Annotated in this window: 15 protein-coding genes and 1 pseudogene; 12 read left to right on the top strand and 4 right to left on the bottom strand. The window is 41.0% G+C overall.

All coding sequences use genetic code 11. From position 1 onward, the window contains the following. The 4 genes and pseudogenes from CK503_RS16110 to CK503_RS08840 all read left to right on the top strand — a co-directional run. Window positions 1-241: pseudogene (locus CK503_RS16110) on the top strand (IS30 family transposase); the annotation flags it as partial. Between the two features lie 14 nt (window positions 242-255). After that, on the top strand, window positions 256-822 hold the full coding sequence (locus CK503_RS08850) for an AI-2E family transporter (RefSeq protein WP_217988379.1): 567 nt from the start codon (window positions 256-258) through the stop codon (window positions 820-822). A gap of 33 nt (window positions 823-855) precedes the next feature. Next, window positions 856-1,047 (top strand): hypothetical protein, encoded by a 192-nt coding sequence (locus CK503_RS08845; protein ID WP_095606439.1) that lies wholly within the window; start codon window positions 856-858, stop codon window positions 1,045-1,047. 548 nt (window positions 1,048-1,595) lie between these two features. After that, the gene (locus CK503_RS08840) at window positions 1,596-2,135 is read left to right on the top strand and encodes a DUF421 domain-containing protein (protein WP_095606438.1); all 540 of its coding nucleotides are present in this window, start codon (window positions 1,596-1,598) and stop codon (window positions 2,133-2,135) included. 131 nt (window positions 2,136-2,266) lie between these two features. Here CK503_RS08840 and CK503_RS08835 read toward each other — a convergent pair whose 3' ends face one another. Further along, window positions 2,267-2,908, bottom strand: coding sequence for an EcsC family protein (locus CK503_RS08835; protein WP_095606437.1), 642 nt, complete (start codon window positions 2,906-2,908; stop codon window positions 2,267-2,269). 868 nt (window positions 2,909-3,776) lie between these two features. On the opposite strand from CK503_RS08835, the gene CK503_RS08830 reads away from it, so the two are divergent. The 8 genes from CK503_RS08830 to CK503_RS08795 all read left to right on the top strand — a co-directional run bounded on the left by CK503_RS08830 (window position 3,777) and on the right by CK503_RS08795 (window position 16,055). Continuing rightward, the gene (locus CK503_RS08830; protein WP_095606436.1) at window positions 3,777-4,379 is read left to right on the top strand and encodes an RNA polymerase sigma factor; all 603 of its coding nucleotides are present in this window, start codon (window positions 3,777-3,779) and stop codon (window positions 4,377-4,379) included. Window positions 4,380-4,535: 156 nt separating this feature from the next. Next, entirely contained in the window at window positions 4,536-5,615 is a 1,080-nt protein-coding gene (locus CK503_RS08825; protein WP_141239908.1) for a FecR family protein, read from the top strand. 49 nt (window positions 5,616-5,664) lie between these two features. Beyond that, a complete protein-coding gene (locus CK503_RS08820) occupies window positions 5,665-9,009 on the top strand; it encodes a SusC/RagA family TonB-linked outer membrane protein (RefSeq protein ID WP_217988378.1) in 3,345 nt (1,114 codons plus the stop codon). An 18-nt stretch (window positions 9,010-9,027) separates the two neighbouring features. Next, window positions 9,028-10,515, top strand: coding sequence for a RagB/SusD family nutrient uptake outer membrane protein (locus CK503_RS08815; protein WP_095606450.1), 1,488 nt, complete (start codon window positions 9,028-9,030; stop codon window positions 10,513-10,515). 62 nt (window positions 10,516-10,577) lie between these two features. Then, window positions 10,578-11,693, top strand: a complete 1,116-nt coding sequence (locus tag CK503_RS08810) for a glycoside hydrolase family 130 protein (RefSeq protein ID WP_095606434.1) — start codon at window positions 10,578-10,580, stop codon at window positions 11,691-11,693. A gap of 62 nt (window positions 11,694-11,755) precedes the next feature. Further along, window positions 11,756-12,700, top strand: coding sequence for an ROK family protein (locus tag CK503_RS08805; protein WP_095606433.1), 945 nt, complete (start codon window positions 11,756-11,758; stop codon window positions 12,698-12,700). A gap of 13 nt (window positions 12,701-12,713) precedes the next feature. After that, on the top strand, window positions 12,714-14,066 hold the full coding sequence (locus CK503_RS08800) for a sugar porter family MFS transporter (protein WP_095606432.1): 1,353 nt from the start codon (window positions 12,714-12,716) through the stop codon (window positions 14,064-14,066). A gap of 705 nt (window positions 14,067-14,771) precedes the next feature. Beyond that, entirely contained in the window at window positions 14,772-16,055 is a 1,284-nt protein-coding gene (locus CK503_RS08795) for a mechanosensitive ion channel family protein (protein WP_095606431.1), read from the top strand. 194 nt (window positions 16,056-16,249) lie between these two features. Here the strand turns inward: CK503_RS08795 and CK503_RS16365 are convergent, their stop codons facing one another. The 3 genes from CK503_RS16365 to CK503_RS08775 form a co-directional block, all read right to left on the bottom strand. Beyond that, window positions 16,250-16,471 carry a GDCCVxC domain-containing (seleno)protein gene (locus tag CK503_RS16365; protein ID WP_095606430.1) on the bottom strand — a complete coding sequence of 74 codons (222 nt, stop codon included), beginning with the start codon at window positions 16,469-16,471 and terminating at the stop codon, window positions 16,250-16,252. Continuing rightward, window positions 16,468-16,917 (bottom strand): MerR family transcriptional regulator, encoded by a 450-nt coding sequence (locus CK503_RS08785; protein WP_176466261.1) that lies wholly within the window; start codon window positions 16,915-16,917, stop codon window positions 16,468-16,470. Before CK503_RS08785 ends, CK503_RS16365 begins: the two co-directional genes overlap by 4 nt. 237 nt (window positions 16,918-17,154) lie before the next feature. Then, entirely contained in the window at window positions 17,155-17,535 is a 381-nt protein-coding gene (locus tag CK503_RS08775; RefSeq protein WP_176466260.1) for a DUF411 domain-containing protein, read from the bottom strand. Window positions 17,536-17,551 lie beyond the last annotated feature (16 nt).

Raw genomic sequence — 17,551 nt, 5'->3', positions numbered from 1 at the left:
ACAGCTCCAGGCGGACACCTACTTTACCCGCCCGTATACCTCCCAGGATAAAGGAACAGTCGAAAACAGGATTGGCGTCATTCGCCGGTTCTTTCCCAAGGGCATGGATCTTCGAACGGTTTCCGAGGAGCGCATCACAACCGTGGAGCAATATCTGAATTTTCGACCGGTACGAAAATTTGATTACCTTAATCCTATTCAACAAACCCTAAAATACCGCAGTGTTGCATTAGTTACTTGAACACAGCATTCTTTATGCTCAATTACCGGCATCGGTTCAGGACGTTTTTGTTGCGCTTATTCCCCGATGAAAAAAGTGGTGACGTTAATCAGATTGTTAAAGAGTCCGTGAATGTAGTACAGCAGTATCTGGTGGGTAAGTTGATACTCATAGGCCTGCTGGCAATTACCTATTCGGTTGGGCTTGGCATTACAGGAGTCAGCAATTTTATTCTTGTCAGCATCTTGGCCGCGCTTTTTTCGCTTATTCCCTATATAGGTAATATTATAGGATTCGGTGTGGCCTTAATATTTGGCTATCTCACATCCGGAGAAATGGGGGTGCTGATAGGAATTGTAATTACCTTTACCGTAGCTCAATTCCTGGAAAGCTACGTATTGCAGCCATTTATTATAGGTGACAAAGTAGATGTACATCCCTTTTTTGTGATTTTGGCGGTGATTGTGGGTAATGCCTTGTGGGGTATCATTGGCATGATTCTGGCCATTCCTGTTATGGGCATTATTACAATCGTATTTCTACGTGTCCCGGCTCTGGAACCTTTCGGCTATCTCTTCAGCGATAAAAAGGCCGATAGCTGACTGGTATTTTAGATTAAAATTAACCAAATGAGAATGTATAAATTAACCTCACTCTTCGTTCTGATAACACTATTGGCATTAGGTGTTTGGGGCTTTATTATTGAGCCCCGTTTTCTTCTTGATGTGCAGAAACATGATGTAGAGGTACCAAATTTAGGATCAGATTGGGAAGGGAAAAAGGTGGTGTTGGCAGTATTGGAAAGGGGAGTAACCGACTTTATGTAAGCCGGGGAATAGGGTTCAGCCTGCTTCCGATCCAATTTTTCTGTCGACCGGAACTAACTATTTTTAATCTTTCTCAAAAACATGGCCTTTTGGCTCAGCCAGACCCCTAATAAGAAAATGATACAGGATCTGTGTCTTGCAATAATAAAGCCGGATTCTTGATAATTCTTATAATACGTTAACCGGTTAGAATAAATGACTAATAATGTAAAAAAACTCTGATGTCATCCCGAAATAAGTACTACTATGCCAAGGCTTCGTAGCACAGGTTCAGGATGATAAAAAAGTGGTTTTTTCAGGCAAACGAATTTATATGGTTTTTGGTAACAAATGGATAAAATTATGGTCAGAAGGAGTAATATTGACATTTAGAACCGCATGCGTATTAGCCATTATCGTACTCATATGTACTTTTATCAGTTTGGTCCTGAATGTTGGATTGGCCAATCGCTGGCCGTAGCAAAACAAGAGATAACGGAATATATACTTTCAAACCATTGGTTGATATTATCGAGCACAACCCCGTATTAAACTAAACCCAACTAATTATGGATTATAGCTGGCTCACTACATCTTGGACTTCCATCTTGATGGTAATTTTAACTACTATCGGGATCTATGTAACCCTGATAACATACACGCGCCTGGCAGGTCTTCGTTCCTTCTCAAAAATGTCGAGTTTTGACTTTGCGATGACCGTTGCCATTGGCTCATTAATTGCAAGCACTATTTTGACGAAAGATCCGCCGTTAGTTCAGGCGATGGTAGCCTTGGCTATGCTATATATTCTGCAAATGACAGTAGCAAAGCTAAGGGGTAAATCAAAGTCGATCATTTATGCCGTTGATAATCAACCGTTGTTGCTTATGAGGGGGAGCGAAATATTAGAAGATAACATGAAAGAGGCCAAAGTAACCCAGGATGATTTACGGGCAAAATTACGCGAAGCTAATATAACCCAGCTTAGGCAGGTAAAAGCAGTGGTGATGGAAGCTACCGGGGATATTTCCGTATTACATAACGAAGATTCGAGCCATAAGCTTGATGCTATTTTATTGAAAAATGTACGCGATTGGAATTCAAACTAAACCCTCATAGGCATGTCAACTTTTAAAAACCATTTTCTATAAATGGGGTGGAATTTATCTTACAAATTTGTGCTGGGCCGTAATACCTTAATCAGCGTGAGTTAAATCTCAATGGAAGTAGTTTAAGAACGTTAACATTTCCAAGTATCAAAGTAGGCACGCTTATAAGCTTTTTTCATGGCTTGGCCCGTTTTGCAAGCAAATGAATAATTGACGGTTGCCCCAACCACGCCACCAAATATAGGAACTAATTGTCCCGCTCGTTTGGAAGAAATATTCTTGCCCATTGCCTTACCGATGTTCACAATAGCGCGTAACACCAAACTATCGGATGCATGGCGGGTACCTGCGACAGCGGTTGCTTTAAGTAGCTGATGTTTGAGTGTAGCTTGGATAACACCATTTATACTTAGCGCTTCAAAATAAATATTTATCATTTTATCCTGATGCAGCGGCTTATTGCCGTTAAATCCATTTAAAATGGCAAATCGCTGGGAGAGCCAATACAATTGCAGCGATAGCGAAATAGTATCAACCGCGGCAAATGTTATTGACGTTGTGAGCCCACCGATACCTGTTGTTAGTCCTCCTAAAATGCTGGTATTTGCAAAGGATGATCCATAGTTATCCATTATCGTTTCGATGCGACCATAGTGGGGCGCCATATATCGAAAATCCTCGATGCGTATCACATCTAAATCCTGATCTCGAGCATCCTGAATTACATCTTCAGGATTAATATTAATGATTTGGTCTTTAATATTTTGAATCATGATACTTGTAAGTGGAGGAATATATAGCGATAAGTTACAGTCGGAGGTATAATGTGTTAACTCATTTACCCTATACCTTGTTCCGTTCTCAAATATTCAATTTGGTTTTTCTACGGTTATCTGTTGGTGTTGATCTCACCTGTACTCCATTCAAAAGAAGGGAAAAATCATTATATGACATCGGGAAGGGGACGTATAACTGAAAATAGTTTCTTCAAGAATTGCTGTTCCAATATCACCATTCAAAAAAGCGGTGGTCTCCTAAATAAACTTCTTATGAGAAGTATTGACGCCCGGGTAAAGTTGGAGGGAAGATAGCCAGCTAATAAAATAAGGTGGATATCTTTCACGTACTTATAAGAAGCTCACAGATAAAATTGCCAAGAATAATAATCTTTAACTTTTTTCTCTGGGAATTTATTATGAATGTATGTCTGTGGCAAAAGATGGCCAAAAAATAATGGTAGAATCTAAACCTCTTTTACCTGACTGATGGACTGGGAACTATATGTCAGAGTTTAGAAAAAAAGGAAGTTTAGGCTTGCAGTGTCAAAATTTAAAATAGAACTACTCTCACTTGCGATTCATAAACTCGAGGTTATTTATAACAGAAAATAATGACTTCCTCTATTTTCATTTTAAATAGTTAAAAAAGAAAGACGACACTTTTCTTAAAAAATCTATATCTCACTAATTCAAAAATTAGGAGGTTTTACTTTATATATCGTATAGAAAAACATTTCAGAAAATTGATTAATTACATATAGTAATAAGCAAGAATGAAGAGTTATTTGAATTGTGCTTGCAAATTCAATATCTAATTGCAATAAAAGGGATAGCATACCGGAAGGATAACAGAGAAACGGCAATGTTTTTATTCAGCAAACTAAAAGATTATAAGGTTCCGGGAGATGTAGATGAAGTATTGCTGTGGAAATCTTTTTGCAATGGGGGAAAAGAGGCTTTAAGTAAACTATTCCGAATTTATTATGGGTCGCTTTTAGATTATGGGAAAAGATTGGTTTCTGATGAAGAGGCTGCGAAAGATGGGATCCAAAAACTGTTTCTAAAGTTATGGAGGAAGCACAATTCTATCGGGGTGCCAGACTCAGTTAGAGCTTATTTGATTGTTTCGTATCGTAGGATACTATTACGGGAAAAGGAACAGAAATTAAATCGATATCGTCGTAATCAAGAGTATCTTGATGGTATTTTTGATATTACCTTTTCAAAAGAAGAGTTAATTATACAGAATGAAATTGTTGCCCAGAAAAAAGATGAGCTCGTAAAAGGCATTAATCAGTTAACCGGTAGACAAAAAGAAACGCTTTTCCTGAAATATTATCATGGGCTAACTAATAAAGAGATCGCAGAAGTATTAGAGATCAATCACCAAAGCGTAAAAAATAATCTGTATCGTGCATTCAAAAATTTAAAAGGAATTGTGAGGTCAGTTCCCAGCATAGAATAAATTTAGCTACTTTTTTTCATTTCTCTTTCCTTCGACTTCTCTAAGAAAATTCAAAAAAAATTTGAGTACTCTACAGATTTGGATGTGTCTTTATGAGTGAAAGCAGCAAAGAAATGCTGCAATCTTGATAATTTTGAACTTATAAAGCACTCTGTTTTGTCAAATCACGATGAGAGTATAGAAAACCTATTGTCCTCTGATTCCTTTGTGGGATGGATTGAGGGTACGGCAACGGATGAAGAAGGAGAGCGTTGGCAAACATGGGTTGAAGACGATCCAGCACGAAAAAAATTGGTGCAGAAAGCAAAAGTATTGCATCAAAATATTGAATTTAGCCCTGGTAAGCACACCGACGTGGAATCTGAATTGGATCGATTATACCATCGGTTAAGGGAAGAGGAGCAATCCTCAAAGTCCAAAATATTTAATATAACCCGCAGAACCTACTATTCCAGTGTAGCTGCTATTGTTATTCTACTTATAGCGGTAATGGGAGTTATTGGATATATGAATCCAGAAATATATTCCGAGACTACAGCTGAGGAATCACAAAATAAATTTGTTACCAATACGACAACAGATGGACAAAAGAAACAGTTAACATTGTCGGATGGTTCGAAAATTACCCTTAATGCCAACTCAAGAATTAAATATCCTGCCGAATATTATGGAGGTGATTTAGATATTTGGCTGGAGGGTGAAGCCTTTTTTGATATTGTTCACTTTGAAGGAGAGGCTGAGCGGAGTCTAACGGTACATGTCACTGAAGGTAGTATCAAAGTATTAGGTACAAAGTTTAACGTAAATACCTATGAAGATGCCACAGAAGTTGTTCTTGTTGAGGGCAGTGTTAGGGTAGAGAAAAAGAATAGTGAAAATGAAATCACAGAAGACAGGATATTGAAACGGGGAGAAATGAGCCGAATTCCCCAGGTGGGTCAAGAGATTACGGTTAACCAGGTACGCTCAGAACTTTTTACTGCTTGGACCGAAGACAAACTTATTTTTGATAATACACCATTGAGAGAAGTGATAAGGAGAGTTGAACACCTATATGATGTACGGTTTGATCTGGATGATCAAGAGTTAGAAAATACCCCTATTTCAGGTTCCTTACCCAATAATAATCTGGAGGTTTTCATTAATGCTCTTGAAAACCTAATGGAGCAGCCGGTTATGAAAGACGGGAATATAATAAAAGTAGGAGCATTGAAATCTAAAAGAGAAGATCAGTGATGAGCATAGATTCTAATAAGAAATTTAAACTCATAAAGGGTTAACGATTATGAAAAAACTGATACTTGTAATTCTTGGGTGGTTTATGATAGCACTGCCTGCAACAAATGCCCAAGAGGTCAATAATATATTGACCTTAAATGAACAGCAGCAAGGGCAGGAAAAAACCATTTCATTGGAAGAATCACTTCGCTATCTCGAAGGCGAACACAATGTTAATTTTATCTATAAGAGTGATCTAGTGAAAGAAAAATCGATTTCCAAAACTCTTATTGGAAGTGAAGATTTGGAATCGATTTTGACCAGCATGATTCGTCAGTTCGATATTCAGTTTAAGAAGGTTGGAGATCGCAGCTTTTTCCTGGCTGCTGCTGGTGAACCCATAGAATTTAGACAAGAAGAGGTAACTGGTACGGTGTACGATGCCGAGTCAGGTGATACCTTGCCAGGGGTAAATATTATGGTTAAAGGAACTAATATTGGTACGGCAACGGGTCCCGATGGTAGTTTTGAACTTACTGTTCCCAGTCTACAGGATACATTGGTTGCCACATTTGTGGGATATGAACGACAAGAAATTCCTCTTGATGGACGAAGCCAGTTGGATATTCAATTATCTGCCGAAGCAATTATGGGCGATGAGATGGTTGTAACCGGTTACACCAATACAATGAATCGGAAAGAGTTGTCGGGAGCAGTATCTACTGTAGACATGGAAGATCTTTCACAGCGCAAGGTTTCCAGTGTTTCGGAAGCTTTGCAGGGGCAGGTTTCCGGCGTTCAAGTATCACAAAGCACAGGAGCACCCGGCGATGAGGTGGAAATTAGAATTCGTGGCGAAGGAACTATCGGTAACAACAATCCACTCTTTGTAGTTGACGGGGTACCGACTCGGAGCATCGGGTTTTTAAATCCCGCTGACATACAGTCGATGAACGTTCTGAAAGATGCATCGGCGGCTGCTATTTATGGATCAAGATCATCAGGTGGAGTTATTGTAATCGAGACCAAGCAGGGTCGCGAAGGTGAATCTGAGCTGAACGTCAATTACTATAGCGGGGTTAGTGGTGTTTCTAACCTTCCGAATATGCTCAACTCTCAGCAATACATGAACACGGTTGAAGAAGCGTGGAATAATGCCGGCTATTCGGGGACTAATCCATATACGCAGGACAAAGGCCGAAGCGATTTCGCAAATACCGATTGGCTGGGTGAGACCTTTGGTCCAGGTTATACACATAACGTGAGTCTATCAGCTCGCGGAGGAAATGAAAACACCAACTACTATTTATCTTCAAGATATTATACCGAAGACGGAGTAGTAGTGTATGATAATGATAAGATTCAAATCATGGATTTTCGGGCCAATGTAAATTCTGATGTTACCGATCGATTTACTCTCGGAACCAATATGCAGTTGTCGTATTCTAATGAAGATAACTTGAACTCTCGGGGAGATCAGCCAGGAATTGTACGACATGCTATGTTGAGACCTCCCATTTTATCTGTTAAGAAAGATCCTGATGATCCCTACTATTCTGAGGAAGATCCATTTACCGATCTTCCTTTTTATGAAGGGCCTAATGATTATGAGTCTGGTAAGTATGAGCTTTCACAAAACCCAGTAGCACTGGCCTATTTTACAGATGATGTTATTCAGCAGTACAAGGCTTTTGGTAATTTGTTTGGAGAATACAGTTTTCTGGAAGATGAAAATCTTACCTTCCGAACAAACTTAGGTGTTGATGTACTGTTTTATCATCACAAAGTCTTTAATGAAAACTTTGGGGATGATGATGGAGGAGGTCAACCACAGGATGCTGGACTTGGTCGCCAAAATCGTCCAAATTCGCTATCACAAAACCGCGATAAGACTATAAATATTACATGGAGTAATACGCTTAATTATACCGAAGATTTTGGTAAGCATGGTGTGAATGGGTTAGTAGGTACGGAGTTCGTATCTAATAGGTCGACAAATGTTGCCGGATCTCGTCAACGGTTTGACTTTTCCGATGATAATTTCCGATATCTCAATTTCGGAAGTACCGAAACCGGATTAACCAATAGTGGTACTGGTTCAGAGTGGGCACTGTTCTCCTATTTTGGGTCGGCCTCGTACGATTATGCCGAACGATATATGGTTACGGCAAACTTAAGAGCTGATGCTTCTTCACGGTTTGCTGATAATTATAAATGGGGATTGTTCCCATCGTTCTCAGCAGGGTGGATGATGTCAGAAGAATCCTTTTTAGAGAACGTAGACTGGCTTTCGCAACTGAAGCTACGGGGGAGTTGGGGACAGCTTGGGAATCAGGAAATTCCTAACTACGCATACTTAACATTGCTGCAGCGAAATGCATCGGGGCAATATGAGGTTTCTCGATATGGAAATCCAAACCTGAAGTGGGAGACTACTACACAGACTAACTTTGGGATTGATGCTATACTATTCGAAAGGCTTAGCTTCTCAGCAGAGTATTTTAATATGTTGACGAGCGATATACTCTTACCAATTACATTGCCTGAAGTAGTAGGTGAAGTACAGCCTACTTTTGTCAACTCTGGTGAGGTGCGAAACAAAGGGTTTGAATTTAGTGCCAGTTACAGGAAAAGTGAGGGGGCATTCAAGTATCGTGTCAATGCAAACTTTTCGACCCTAACCAATACGGTTGAAAAACTGCATCCTAACTTGCCGAGCATTATTAATAATGTAACTCGTACTGAGGTTGGCAAACCAATAAACTCGTATTATGGTTTTGTGATGGAAGGCATTTATCAGAATCAGCAAGAGGTTGACTCCCATCTCAGTGGAGAATCTAACCCATCTGCTCAACCGGGAGATATTAAGTTTAAGGATCTGGATGGAAATGGCATTATCAATAGTGATGACCGAACCTTTATCGGTGATCCACATCCCGATTTTACGTATGGCCTGAATTTTACAGGCGAATATAAAAACATTGATCTTTCAGTCTTTTTACAGGGCGTACAGGGAGTGGATCAATATAACGATAGCAAAAAGATCCTTGACTATGATACGCGTCCATTTAACTATACGACCCGTGTGCTTGATAGTTGGGATGGTGAAGGATCAACCAACTCAATACCTCGACTCAGCTTTACGGATAATGGAAGTAGCCGAGTCTCAAGCATTTATGTTGAGGATGCCTCCTATATGAGGATCAAAAACGTCGAAGTTGGGTATACATTCGATGGATTGTTTGGTGGAAATCAGTCAAAAGTTAAAAATCTTAGGCTGTACGTTTCCGGACAGAATTTGTTAACCATAACCGATTACACGGGACTTGATCCCGAAGTTACCGACTTGATGGACTACGGGACCTATCCCCAGTCGCGTACTATTATGGTAGGAATTAATGCATCATTTTAAATGACAGGTGATCTTATTATGAAACTTATCAATCTAAAAATACTTGTACTCTTCTTGGTAATTGGTTTTGGATGTGATTCATCCCTAAACCAAAGCCCAATTGGACAGATTACACCGGATCAAATTGATAGAGACCCGTCAGTTGAAACGGTAAAGTCTTCTGTTAATTCCTCATACCAGTTGCTTTCGAATACCTTGAATATCATTGGTCAATGGAACTGGGCAGAGGGAAAAGTGACACGCAATGATTTTATCCTTCACGATATTGCTGCCGGTGATATGAATAAAAAGTGGCAGTCCGATGGCGATCAGGCCTGGATGGACCGTGTAGGCAATTTTAACTTTACTCCTTCTAATCAGGCATTCCAGGGAATATGGAGCTATGATTATGAAGGTATTTCGCGTGCCAACAGGGCAATAAGTGATTTAACGAATGAGGAAATCATTAGCCAGATTAATATAGATTCTAATCTCAGAGATCGGTTGCTGGGAGAGGCTTATTTCCTTAGAGCATTTTATTACTTCGATCTGGTAAATAACTTTGGTGGCGTACCACTTATTTTGGAACCCCTGGATAATTTTGATAGTGCATTTGAACAAGCCCAACGTGTTGAGGCCAGCGAGGTATGGAACCAAATCGAATCGGATTTATCTGAAGCCGAACAATTGCTGCCGGATCAGAAGTATTCCAGCAACAGCGAACCGTGGAGAGTTTCAAAAGGAGCTGCTATTGCTATGCAGGCCAAAGTATCACTATTCAATGAGAATTGGCAAGATGTAATTGATACCATCAATCAGTTGGAGAGTTTGGGATATTACAGCCTTAACGAAAATTACTTCCACAGTTTCAGTATTGATGAGGAATTCCAAGAGGATGAGGTCATTTTTGCTTATGATCACCAAGCAAACCAAACACCCAGTCAAGGAAATGGTCTTGGCGCACTTATGGGTTGGGGATTTATTGCACCGACGGATAATTTTGTAAATGAGTTCGAGCAGAATGATCCCCGACTTGACTATACTGTTAATGTCGATGATCAGGTAATTTATAAACTTCTTGGTGCAACGAATGATCAATACAAAGGCAATGCGGATGCTCCCAGTAACAGAGTGTTTATTCGTTGGGCAGATGTAGTACTCTGGAAGGCTGAAGCGTATCTTGAAACTGATAATTATGGACAAGCTGTTGCAAAAATTAATGAGGTTCGGGAGCGGGCACGTACGACACCTACCATTGATGGAGGTCAACCGCCACAAGGCACCTTGCCCGATCGGGATGAAAACTCTACTGATGAACAGCAAATAAGAGACTGGTTAGAACATGAACGCCGTGTTGAGCTGGGTTTTGAGGCACAGCGTTTTAATGACCTGAAACGATGGGGCATTGCTGAAGAAGTCTTAACTGATATGGACAAAAGCTTTATGCCTTATCATCAGTTATACCCAATTCCGCAAACCGAAATTGACAAATCTGGTGGAGAGATGAGGCAGAACGATGGATATTAATACCAAATGGGAATACTTAAAATTTACCAGGAGATAATATTTTTAATTCCAAGAACTTTACAATGAAAAAATTACTCATAGTACTATTAGTAGCCATCGTTGGCTGTTCGGGATCGGAAGTAGAGGAACAAGACGATTGGGCGTTTGGTCCGTTTGAGCGTCCCGACGGTGTAAATCCTATCATAACTCCGAACAGCAAAACGACCTTTGAATGCCCCATGCGTGACAGTGTATTGCATTGGGAATCGATGGCAACATTTAATCCTGCTGCGGTAGTAAAAGACGGTAAAGTGCATGTCCTTTATCGGGCAGAAGATTTGACGGGTGAAATGGAAATTGGCGGGCATACCTCACGGTTAGGTATGGCTGTATCAGAGGATGGGCTTAATTTTGATCGTTGGGATGAGCCGGTTTTTTATCCTGCCGAGGATGATCAGAAAAAATACGAATGGCCGGGTGGTACTGAAGATCCGCGTATTGTTGAGGCTGAGGATGGCAGCTATGTCATGACCTATACCCAGTGGAATCGGGAAACGCCCCGCCTTGCAGTAGCTACTTCTGATGATCTCGAAAACTGGGAAAAGCATGGCCCCGCTTTCGAAGAAGCATACGATGGTAAATATAACGATATGGAATCGAAATCAGGAGCTATTCTTTCCGAACGCCAAGGCGACAAGCTGGTCGCTAAGAAGCTTAACGGGAAGTACTGGATGTACTGGGGGGTTCCTAAAGTTTGGCTGGCTACTTCAGACGACCTGATTAACTGGAAACCAGTTCAAAATGATAATGATGAACTGAAGCCGGTACTAACACCTCGAGAAGGTCATTTTGATTCCTGGCTGGTAGAAGCGGGGCCTCCTGCATTAGTTACTGATGAAGGAATCTTGGTTATTTATAATGCCGGTAACGACGGAGAAAACGGCGATCCCTCTATTCCCGACAGCGTATATACGGGTGGGCAAGCACTCTTTGACCTGGATAATCCTGAAAAGCTGGTTGATCGCTTGGATAAACCGTTTATACAACCCCAAGAAGATTTTGAGAAATCCGGGCAGTACAAAAACGGGACTACTTTCTTGGAAGGATTAGTTCATTTTCAGGATAAGTGGTTCATCTATTACGGTACTGCAGATTCGCGCGTAGGTGTAGTTTCTTGGGATCCTGCTAAAAGTAAATAAAAGCAGAACGATTGGTTTGAAATATAAGCTTTCATTAGCCGACTCATTTTAAGAAGGGATAGATGCAAGCCAGTAAAAATAATTCCGCGAATCAACAATTACTTTGGGGGCTCGATCTCGGGGGAACCAAAATTGAAGGGGTTGTACTTAACCCTTCAAATAACAAAATACTTTTCCGCGATCGGATTCCCACCGGAGCAAGTGAGGGATACGAGCATGTATTGAGTCAAATTGTCTTTCTTGTCAATAAAATGTCGGATGAACTCTCGAAATCCCCGCTGCATATTGGTATTGGCACGCCCGGAATCATTGATCCCAAAACAGCTAAGCTTAAAAACAGCAGCAATGCCGTTTGCTTGAATGGAAAGCCTATTAAGGCCGATTTGGAGCGACGACTAAATGTTAAAGTTGAAATGGCTAACGATGCCCATTGTTTCGCCTTGGCCGAAACGCGTCATGGGGTGGTTCGAAAGCAGTATCTCGATGCATCCGTTGTATTTGGAGTAATTATGGGAACGGGTGTTGGCGGTGGCATTGTCGTAAATAATCAGTTGATTAGAGGCTTGCATGGAATAAGTGGGGAATGGGGGCATAATTTTTTGGATGAGTCTGGATACGAGTGCTTCTGTGGAACCCAAGGGTGTGTAGAAAAGGTCATTTCAGGGACAGCGTTGGAAAAATTTTATGAGGAGCAGAAAGGAGAACATCGATCTTTAAAGGAAATTGTAAGCCGGGCAGAAAATGGTGATGATAGCATCGCTCGAAAAACCATAGACCGGTTAGTCCATTTTTTTGGCAAAGCCATGGCGGTAATTGTTAATGTCCTTGATCCTGACGTGATAGTCTTAGGCGGAGGAGTGAGCAATATCGATCGGATCTACACCGATGGACGATCACAAATAGAAGAGCATATTTTCAATGATCATTTTAATACTCCGGTATTAAAGCCCAAGCTCGGAGATGCTGCTGGTGTAATTGGAGCAGCGTACTTAACAAGTTTAACATAGATTATATAGCAGTATGGCAAAACCTAAGTCAATTATATTTTCGGTTTTAGCGGCCTCCCTTGCCGGTTTTTTGTTTGGATTTGATACCATTGTCATTTCCGGTGCGGATCGTCCTATACAAGAGCTGTGGAATACCAGTGATTTATTTCATGGCACATTTATTATGTCCATGGCGTTATGGGGGACTGTTGTTGGGGCACTGCTGGGTGGTATTCCCTGTGACAAATTGGGCCGACGAACAACACTGTTCTGGATTGGATTGTTGTACTTATTGTCGGCATTAGGGTCAGCCTTAGCAACTGATCCGTATTTTTTCTCTTTTGCCCGATTTATCGGAGGCCTTGGTGTTGGAGCTTCATCAGTAGCGGTACCCATTTATATTTCTGAAATTACTCCTGCCGACAAAAGGGGTGGCCTTGTTGCATCCTATCAGTTCAATATTGTCTTTGGAATACTGGTGGCCTACATATCAAATTATTTGATTGGTTTGTACATAGATGAATCTGCCTGGCGTTGGATGGTTGGTGTGGAAGTTGTTCCCGCCGCTATTTATTCTTTGTTGGTATTGGGCATCCCGGATAGTCCCCGTTGGTTGGCCCTCAAAAAGAATGATGATGAAGGGGCTCGAAAAATACTCAAGCAGTTGAATCCTACAGAAAATATTGAGGAACTGCTCTCACAGATTAAAACCTCAGTAAATAAAGCATCAAAAGATGTATTCTTCTCTAAGAAGTTTAGCTTTCCCATTTTGCTGGCCTTTTTGATTGCCTTTTTCAATCAGGTCTCGGGCATAAATTTTGTATTGTACTATGCACCACGCATTTTTGAGCAAGCAGGGTTGGCTGCAACAGAAGTACTCGGCGCTTCGGTTCCCATTGGTATTGTAAACTTGCTGTTTACCATGCTGGGTATGTATCTCATTGACAAATTGGGACGTCGCGTATTGATGTACTATGGTTCGTTCGGATACATCGTATCTCTTTCGGGGGTCTCCTGGGGATTCTATAGCGGGGCCGAAGCAGGTGTTGTAGTCTTTTTTGTGAGCGCCTTTATTGCTTCTCATGCCATAGGGCAGGGTGCCGTGATATGGACTTTCATCTCAGAAATATTTCCTAATTCGGTAAGAGACTACGGTATGTCGCTCGGTTCGGGGACACACTGGATTTGTGCTGCAATTATTACATTAATAACCCCCACAGTATTGGGTGCTTTTTCAGGTGGAACTATCTTTGCCTTTTTTGCTGGTATGATGGTATTGCAGCTTCTCTTTGTCTGGAAGATGATGCCAGAAACCAAGAATAAAACTTTGGAAGAACTGGAACAGGAGTTATTGCCCGATGATGCTAAATTTAAGGTTACTGAATAGGACCATATTAAAGTATTTCTATATCAGCTTGTTCGGTAAGTGGTGTTATAAATCATAATAGATTGGGTACATCTTTATCTTTAATAAAAGATGATAATGCGATTAAGCTGGAGGAGGATTAGAGTAGATTATTATAAATCCTTGAAATTATATCATTTCGGTCTATTTATTTAGTTTGTGGAACTAGATCGTGAACGTTCTACTCCGCTTATATAAGTCTCCTCTCTTTTGAGCCAAAACTAATAGAAAGGGAATGGTATAGTTCTATCCTTTTTAGTAATGAAATTTTGCAGGTCAATTACTATAAGGGCTTAGTAGAGAGTACGCCTGAGAGGATTCGAACCCCTAACCTCCTGATCCGTAATCTATGCGAGATATACCTGTGCGTGAAATGGGTCGCGTTTTTCTAATCCTATGTAGTACTATTTGTAGTACCGAAAGGGAATTGTGGGAAACGGTTTCCCGAAAAGTTTATGGATGAAATCCACACACATATTATTAAAAGTTGATGATTTAACTGTCGATTACTCACTTGGGTAAATAAATGCTCATAGAAATTAATTTTTCAAAAGTATTGTGAGGAATAAAAAGTTAGTTAGCTATGGATGTTGTTCCACTTCTTTTAAAATATGTTCCTTTTGATGTGATATATTATGCCAACATTGGAAGCGCTGCCATTCATTTTTAACATCAATTAATAAAATAATGAATCACCTTGAAGAGTGGATTGAATCCCTGCTGGTAAGTACAGGAATCGCCCAGGAGTGGGCGGTCTACTTGCGGCTTATACTTTTTATGCTAGTCTTGGTCCTGCTTTCGGGGATTGCTTATGTCATTACAAAGCGGATAATCATCCGCTATCTCTATACGTTTGTTAAGAAGTCATCCCTAACCTGGGATGATGCCTTGGCCGATCACAAGGTATTCAATAACGTCGCTCATATTATTCCGGCCATCTTAGTCCGGATCATGGCTCCCGTTATTTTCGCTGACTTTGAGCAGGCTCTTCCGTTCATTATTAAGATAACGGACAGTTATCTGTTGATTGTGGGCATGACCATTGTCTTTGCCTTTCTCAGGGTTGCGCAATACGGACTTGCTTCCCATCCCATCTTTAAGGATAAGCCGATCGCAAGCTATTTTCAGCTTGCACGAATCATCCTGTATATCGTTACCGGTATTTTGGTCCTTTCCCTGATTTTGGAGCAGTCCCCCGTATATTTCCTTAGTGCATTTGGTGCGATGACCGCCATTGTCCTGCTGATCTTTAAAGATACTATTCTCGGGCTGGTGGCCAGCGTTCAGATGTCGTCCAATGATATGGTGCGGGTGGGCGACTGGGTGGAGATGCCCAAATACAACGCGGACGGGGATGTGATTGAAATTAACCTGAACACGGTAAAAATTCAGAACTGGGACCGAACCATCACCTCCATTCCGACCTATTATTTTATCACCGACAGTTTTAAGAACTGGAGAGGCATGCAGCAGAGCGGCGGGCGGAGAATCAAGAGGGCGATCTATATCGATGCCCAAACAGTAACGTTTGTGGATCCGGAGATGCGCGAGGAGCTCAAAAAATACCACCTGATCAAAGAGTACCTGGAAACGCGGCAAAAAGAGATTGAAAAGTACAATGAGAAACATAACCTGGATACGTCCGTATTGATCAACGGACGGCGAATGACTAATCTTGGCGTGTTCAGAAAGTATGTTGAATGTTACCTGAAAAACCATCCCCAAGTTAACCAGGATATGACTATAATGGTTCGCCAGCTCGGAACGGATAGCCGGGGCATTCCCTTGGAGATCTACTGTTTTGCCAATACCACCGCCTGGCTGGAGTATGAGACTATACAGGCCGATATTTTCGACCATCTCTATGCTACGGTAGCATTCTTTGACCTCGATATATTCCAGGAACCGAGCGGGAGGAATTTTTCTAAGGTTTCTCAATCCCTGGAGAAAAATATTTCGCCTGACAATTAACCTTTTTTGTTAGCAATTAGCTCCTATATCTTTCTGATCCGTACTCAAACTGATATATGGCTTTATGGTTCATAAGGGCCGATTTTAGGGGTCATGTTACATATGTAACAAATGATGGCATAAAATTCTTCACCCATGAGAGTAAATATTTAAACTTTATATCCAAATGTTATTGCTTCAGATTAGTTCAATAACTAGCAACAGGATTCTTCTTTTTGAACAGGGGGACAGGGAGTATTTCCGTACGAGCAAAACACGCAGCAATCTCCTTGTTTAGGTTTCAATATCTCTCCACAATTTGGGCACTCCCAAAAATATTGGCAAGAGTCGGTCGGCATGGCCTCTGTAGACTCATGTCCACAATTAGGACAAGTGATTGTTGATTGAAGTTTAATTTTTCGGTTCGCGTTATTCATTTTCTAAGTTGCTTTCCGGTTTCATTCTTTCCTTCTAACGCTTCAAGAATAGGGCAATCTCCGATAGGTCTATCTTCAGAACAGCAATCAATAAGATTGGTCAAGGTTTCTTGTATGCGTTGGAGATCATGAATCTTTTTTGAGACATCTTGATACTTTTGCTGTGCCTCTTCCTTGATTTTCGAGCAAGTGGTATTCTCATCTAGCCGCAAGTCCAACAGTTCTTTGATTTCAGTTAAAGTAAATCCAAGTTGCTGGGCACGTTTGAGGAATGTAATTTGATCAATATGACGCTGGGTAAAAATGCGATAGCCTGACCGGCGCCGATCGGGTTTGGGAATAAGTTCGCGCTGTTCGTAGTAGCGGACCGTTTCTTTGTTGACATCAGCCCGTTTTGCTACTTCCCCAATCTTGTAGGTAGTGATGTCCTGATATTTTTCGTCCATTTTCTTAATCATTTACATCACCTCGAAAACGATTATCTAAATTTGGAGCACCCAAGGTAAAACCCCGGATGCTCATTAATATCAGTTTTTCTTTACCATAGTTTTTCCACAGCAACAGGTCGGGTTGTGAGTGCCTGAACAGTCGCTGGGTGCTCCTTTGGTTACGGTTACTTCGCAGCCACAACTTTCATCAGGAAATTGATAAACTTCTTATTTTACCGCAACAGCTTATAACTGCTAATGGCTGGCATAAACCTTGCTATTTCCTTCTTGATCTAAAAGATAAACATCATAAGGGGTATTAAACGAGGTATTCATACCGGGAGAGCTGGACGGCATCCCGGGAGCTGATATTCCCACGGCCTGAGGACGTTCATTAAGTAAACGGTTGATATCTTCAACCGGCACATGGCCCTCTACTGCATAGCCGTCAATAAGCGTAGTGTGGCATGATTCCATATCGCTGGGGATATGGTATTTATCCTTGATTTCCGGCATGTTACTTACAGGTTGAACAGAAATATTATATCCATACCGCCCCATATAGGTTGCCCATTTATCACAGCATTGGCAACCGGAATTTTTATACATAACGGCTTTTGTTACTGAAGTAGCCATATGTTTTTGGCGCTCA

This window comes from Fodinibius salipaludis (assembly GCF_002287075.1).
Taxonomy (GTDB): Bacteria; Bacteroidota; Rhodothermia; order Balneolales; family Balneolaceae; genus Fodinibius; species Fodinibius salipaludis.
Note: the sequence above shows the minus strand (reverse complement) of the source record. Positions and strands in the feature narration are given on the sequence as shown.

Coding starts and splice junctions, on each gene's coding strand:
- CK503_RS08800 (WP_095606432.1), top strand. CDS start 12,714: ATGGCAAAACCTAAGTCAATTATATTTTCGGTTTTAGCGGCCTCCCTT.
- CK503_RS08840 (WP_095606438.1), top strand. CDS start 1,596: ATGGATTATAGCTGGCTCACTACATCTTGGACTTCCATCTTGATGGTA.
- CK503_RS08810 (WP_095606434.1), top strand. CDS start 10,578: ATGAAAAAATTACTCATAGTACTATTAGTAGCCATCGTTGGCTGTTCG.
- CK503_RS08845 (WP_095606439.1), top strand. CDS start 856: ATGTATAAATTAACCTCACTCTTCGTTCTGATAACACTATTGGCATTA.
- CK503_RS08850 (WP_217988379.1), top strand. CDS start 256: ATGCTCAATTACCGGCATCGGTTCAGGACGTTTTTGTTGCGCTTATTC.
- CK503_RS08835 (WP_095606437.1), bottom strand. CDS start 2,908: ATGATTCAAAATATTAAAGACCAAATCATTAATATTAATCCTGAAGAT.
- CK503_RS08830 (WP_095606436.1), top strand. CDS start 3,777: ATGTTTTTATTCAGCAAACTAAAAGATTATAAGGTTCCGGGAGATGTA.
- CK503_RS08785 (WP_176466261.1), bottom strand. CDS start 16,917: ATGGACGAAAAATATCAGGACATCACTACCTACAAGATTGGGGAAGTA.
- CK503_RS08815 (WP_095606450.1), top strand. CDS start 9,028: ATGAAACTTATCAATCTAAAAATACTTGTACTCTTCTTGGTAATTGGT.
- CK503_RS08805 (WP_095606433.1), top strand. CDS start 11,756: ATGCAAGCCAGTAAAAATAATTCCGCGAATCAACAATTACTTTGGGGG.
- CK503_RS08820 (WP_217988378.1), top strand. CDS start 5,665: ATGAAAAAACTGATACTTGTAATTCTTGGGTGGTTTATGATAGCACTG.
- CK503_RS08795 (WP_095606431.1), top strand. CDS start 14,772: ATGAATCACCTTGAAGAGTGGATTGAATCCCTGCTGGTAAGTACAGGA.
- CK503_RS16365 (WP_095606430.1), bottom strand. CDS start 16,471: ATGAATAACGCGAACCGAAAAATTAAACTTCAATCAACAATCACTTGT.
- CK503_RS08775 (WP_176466260.1), bottom strand. CDS start 17,535: ATGGCTACTTCAGTAACAAAAGCCGTTATGTATAAAAATTCCGGTTGC.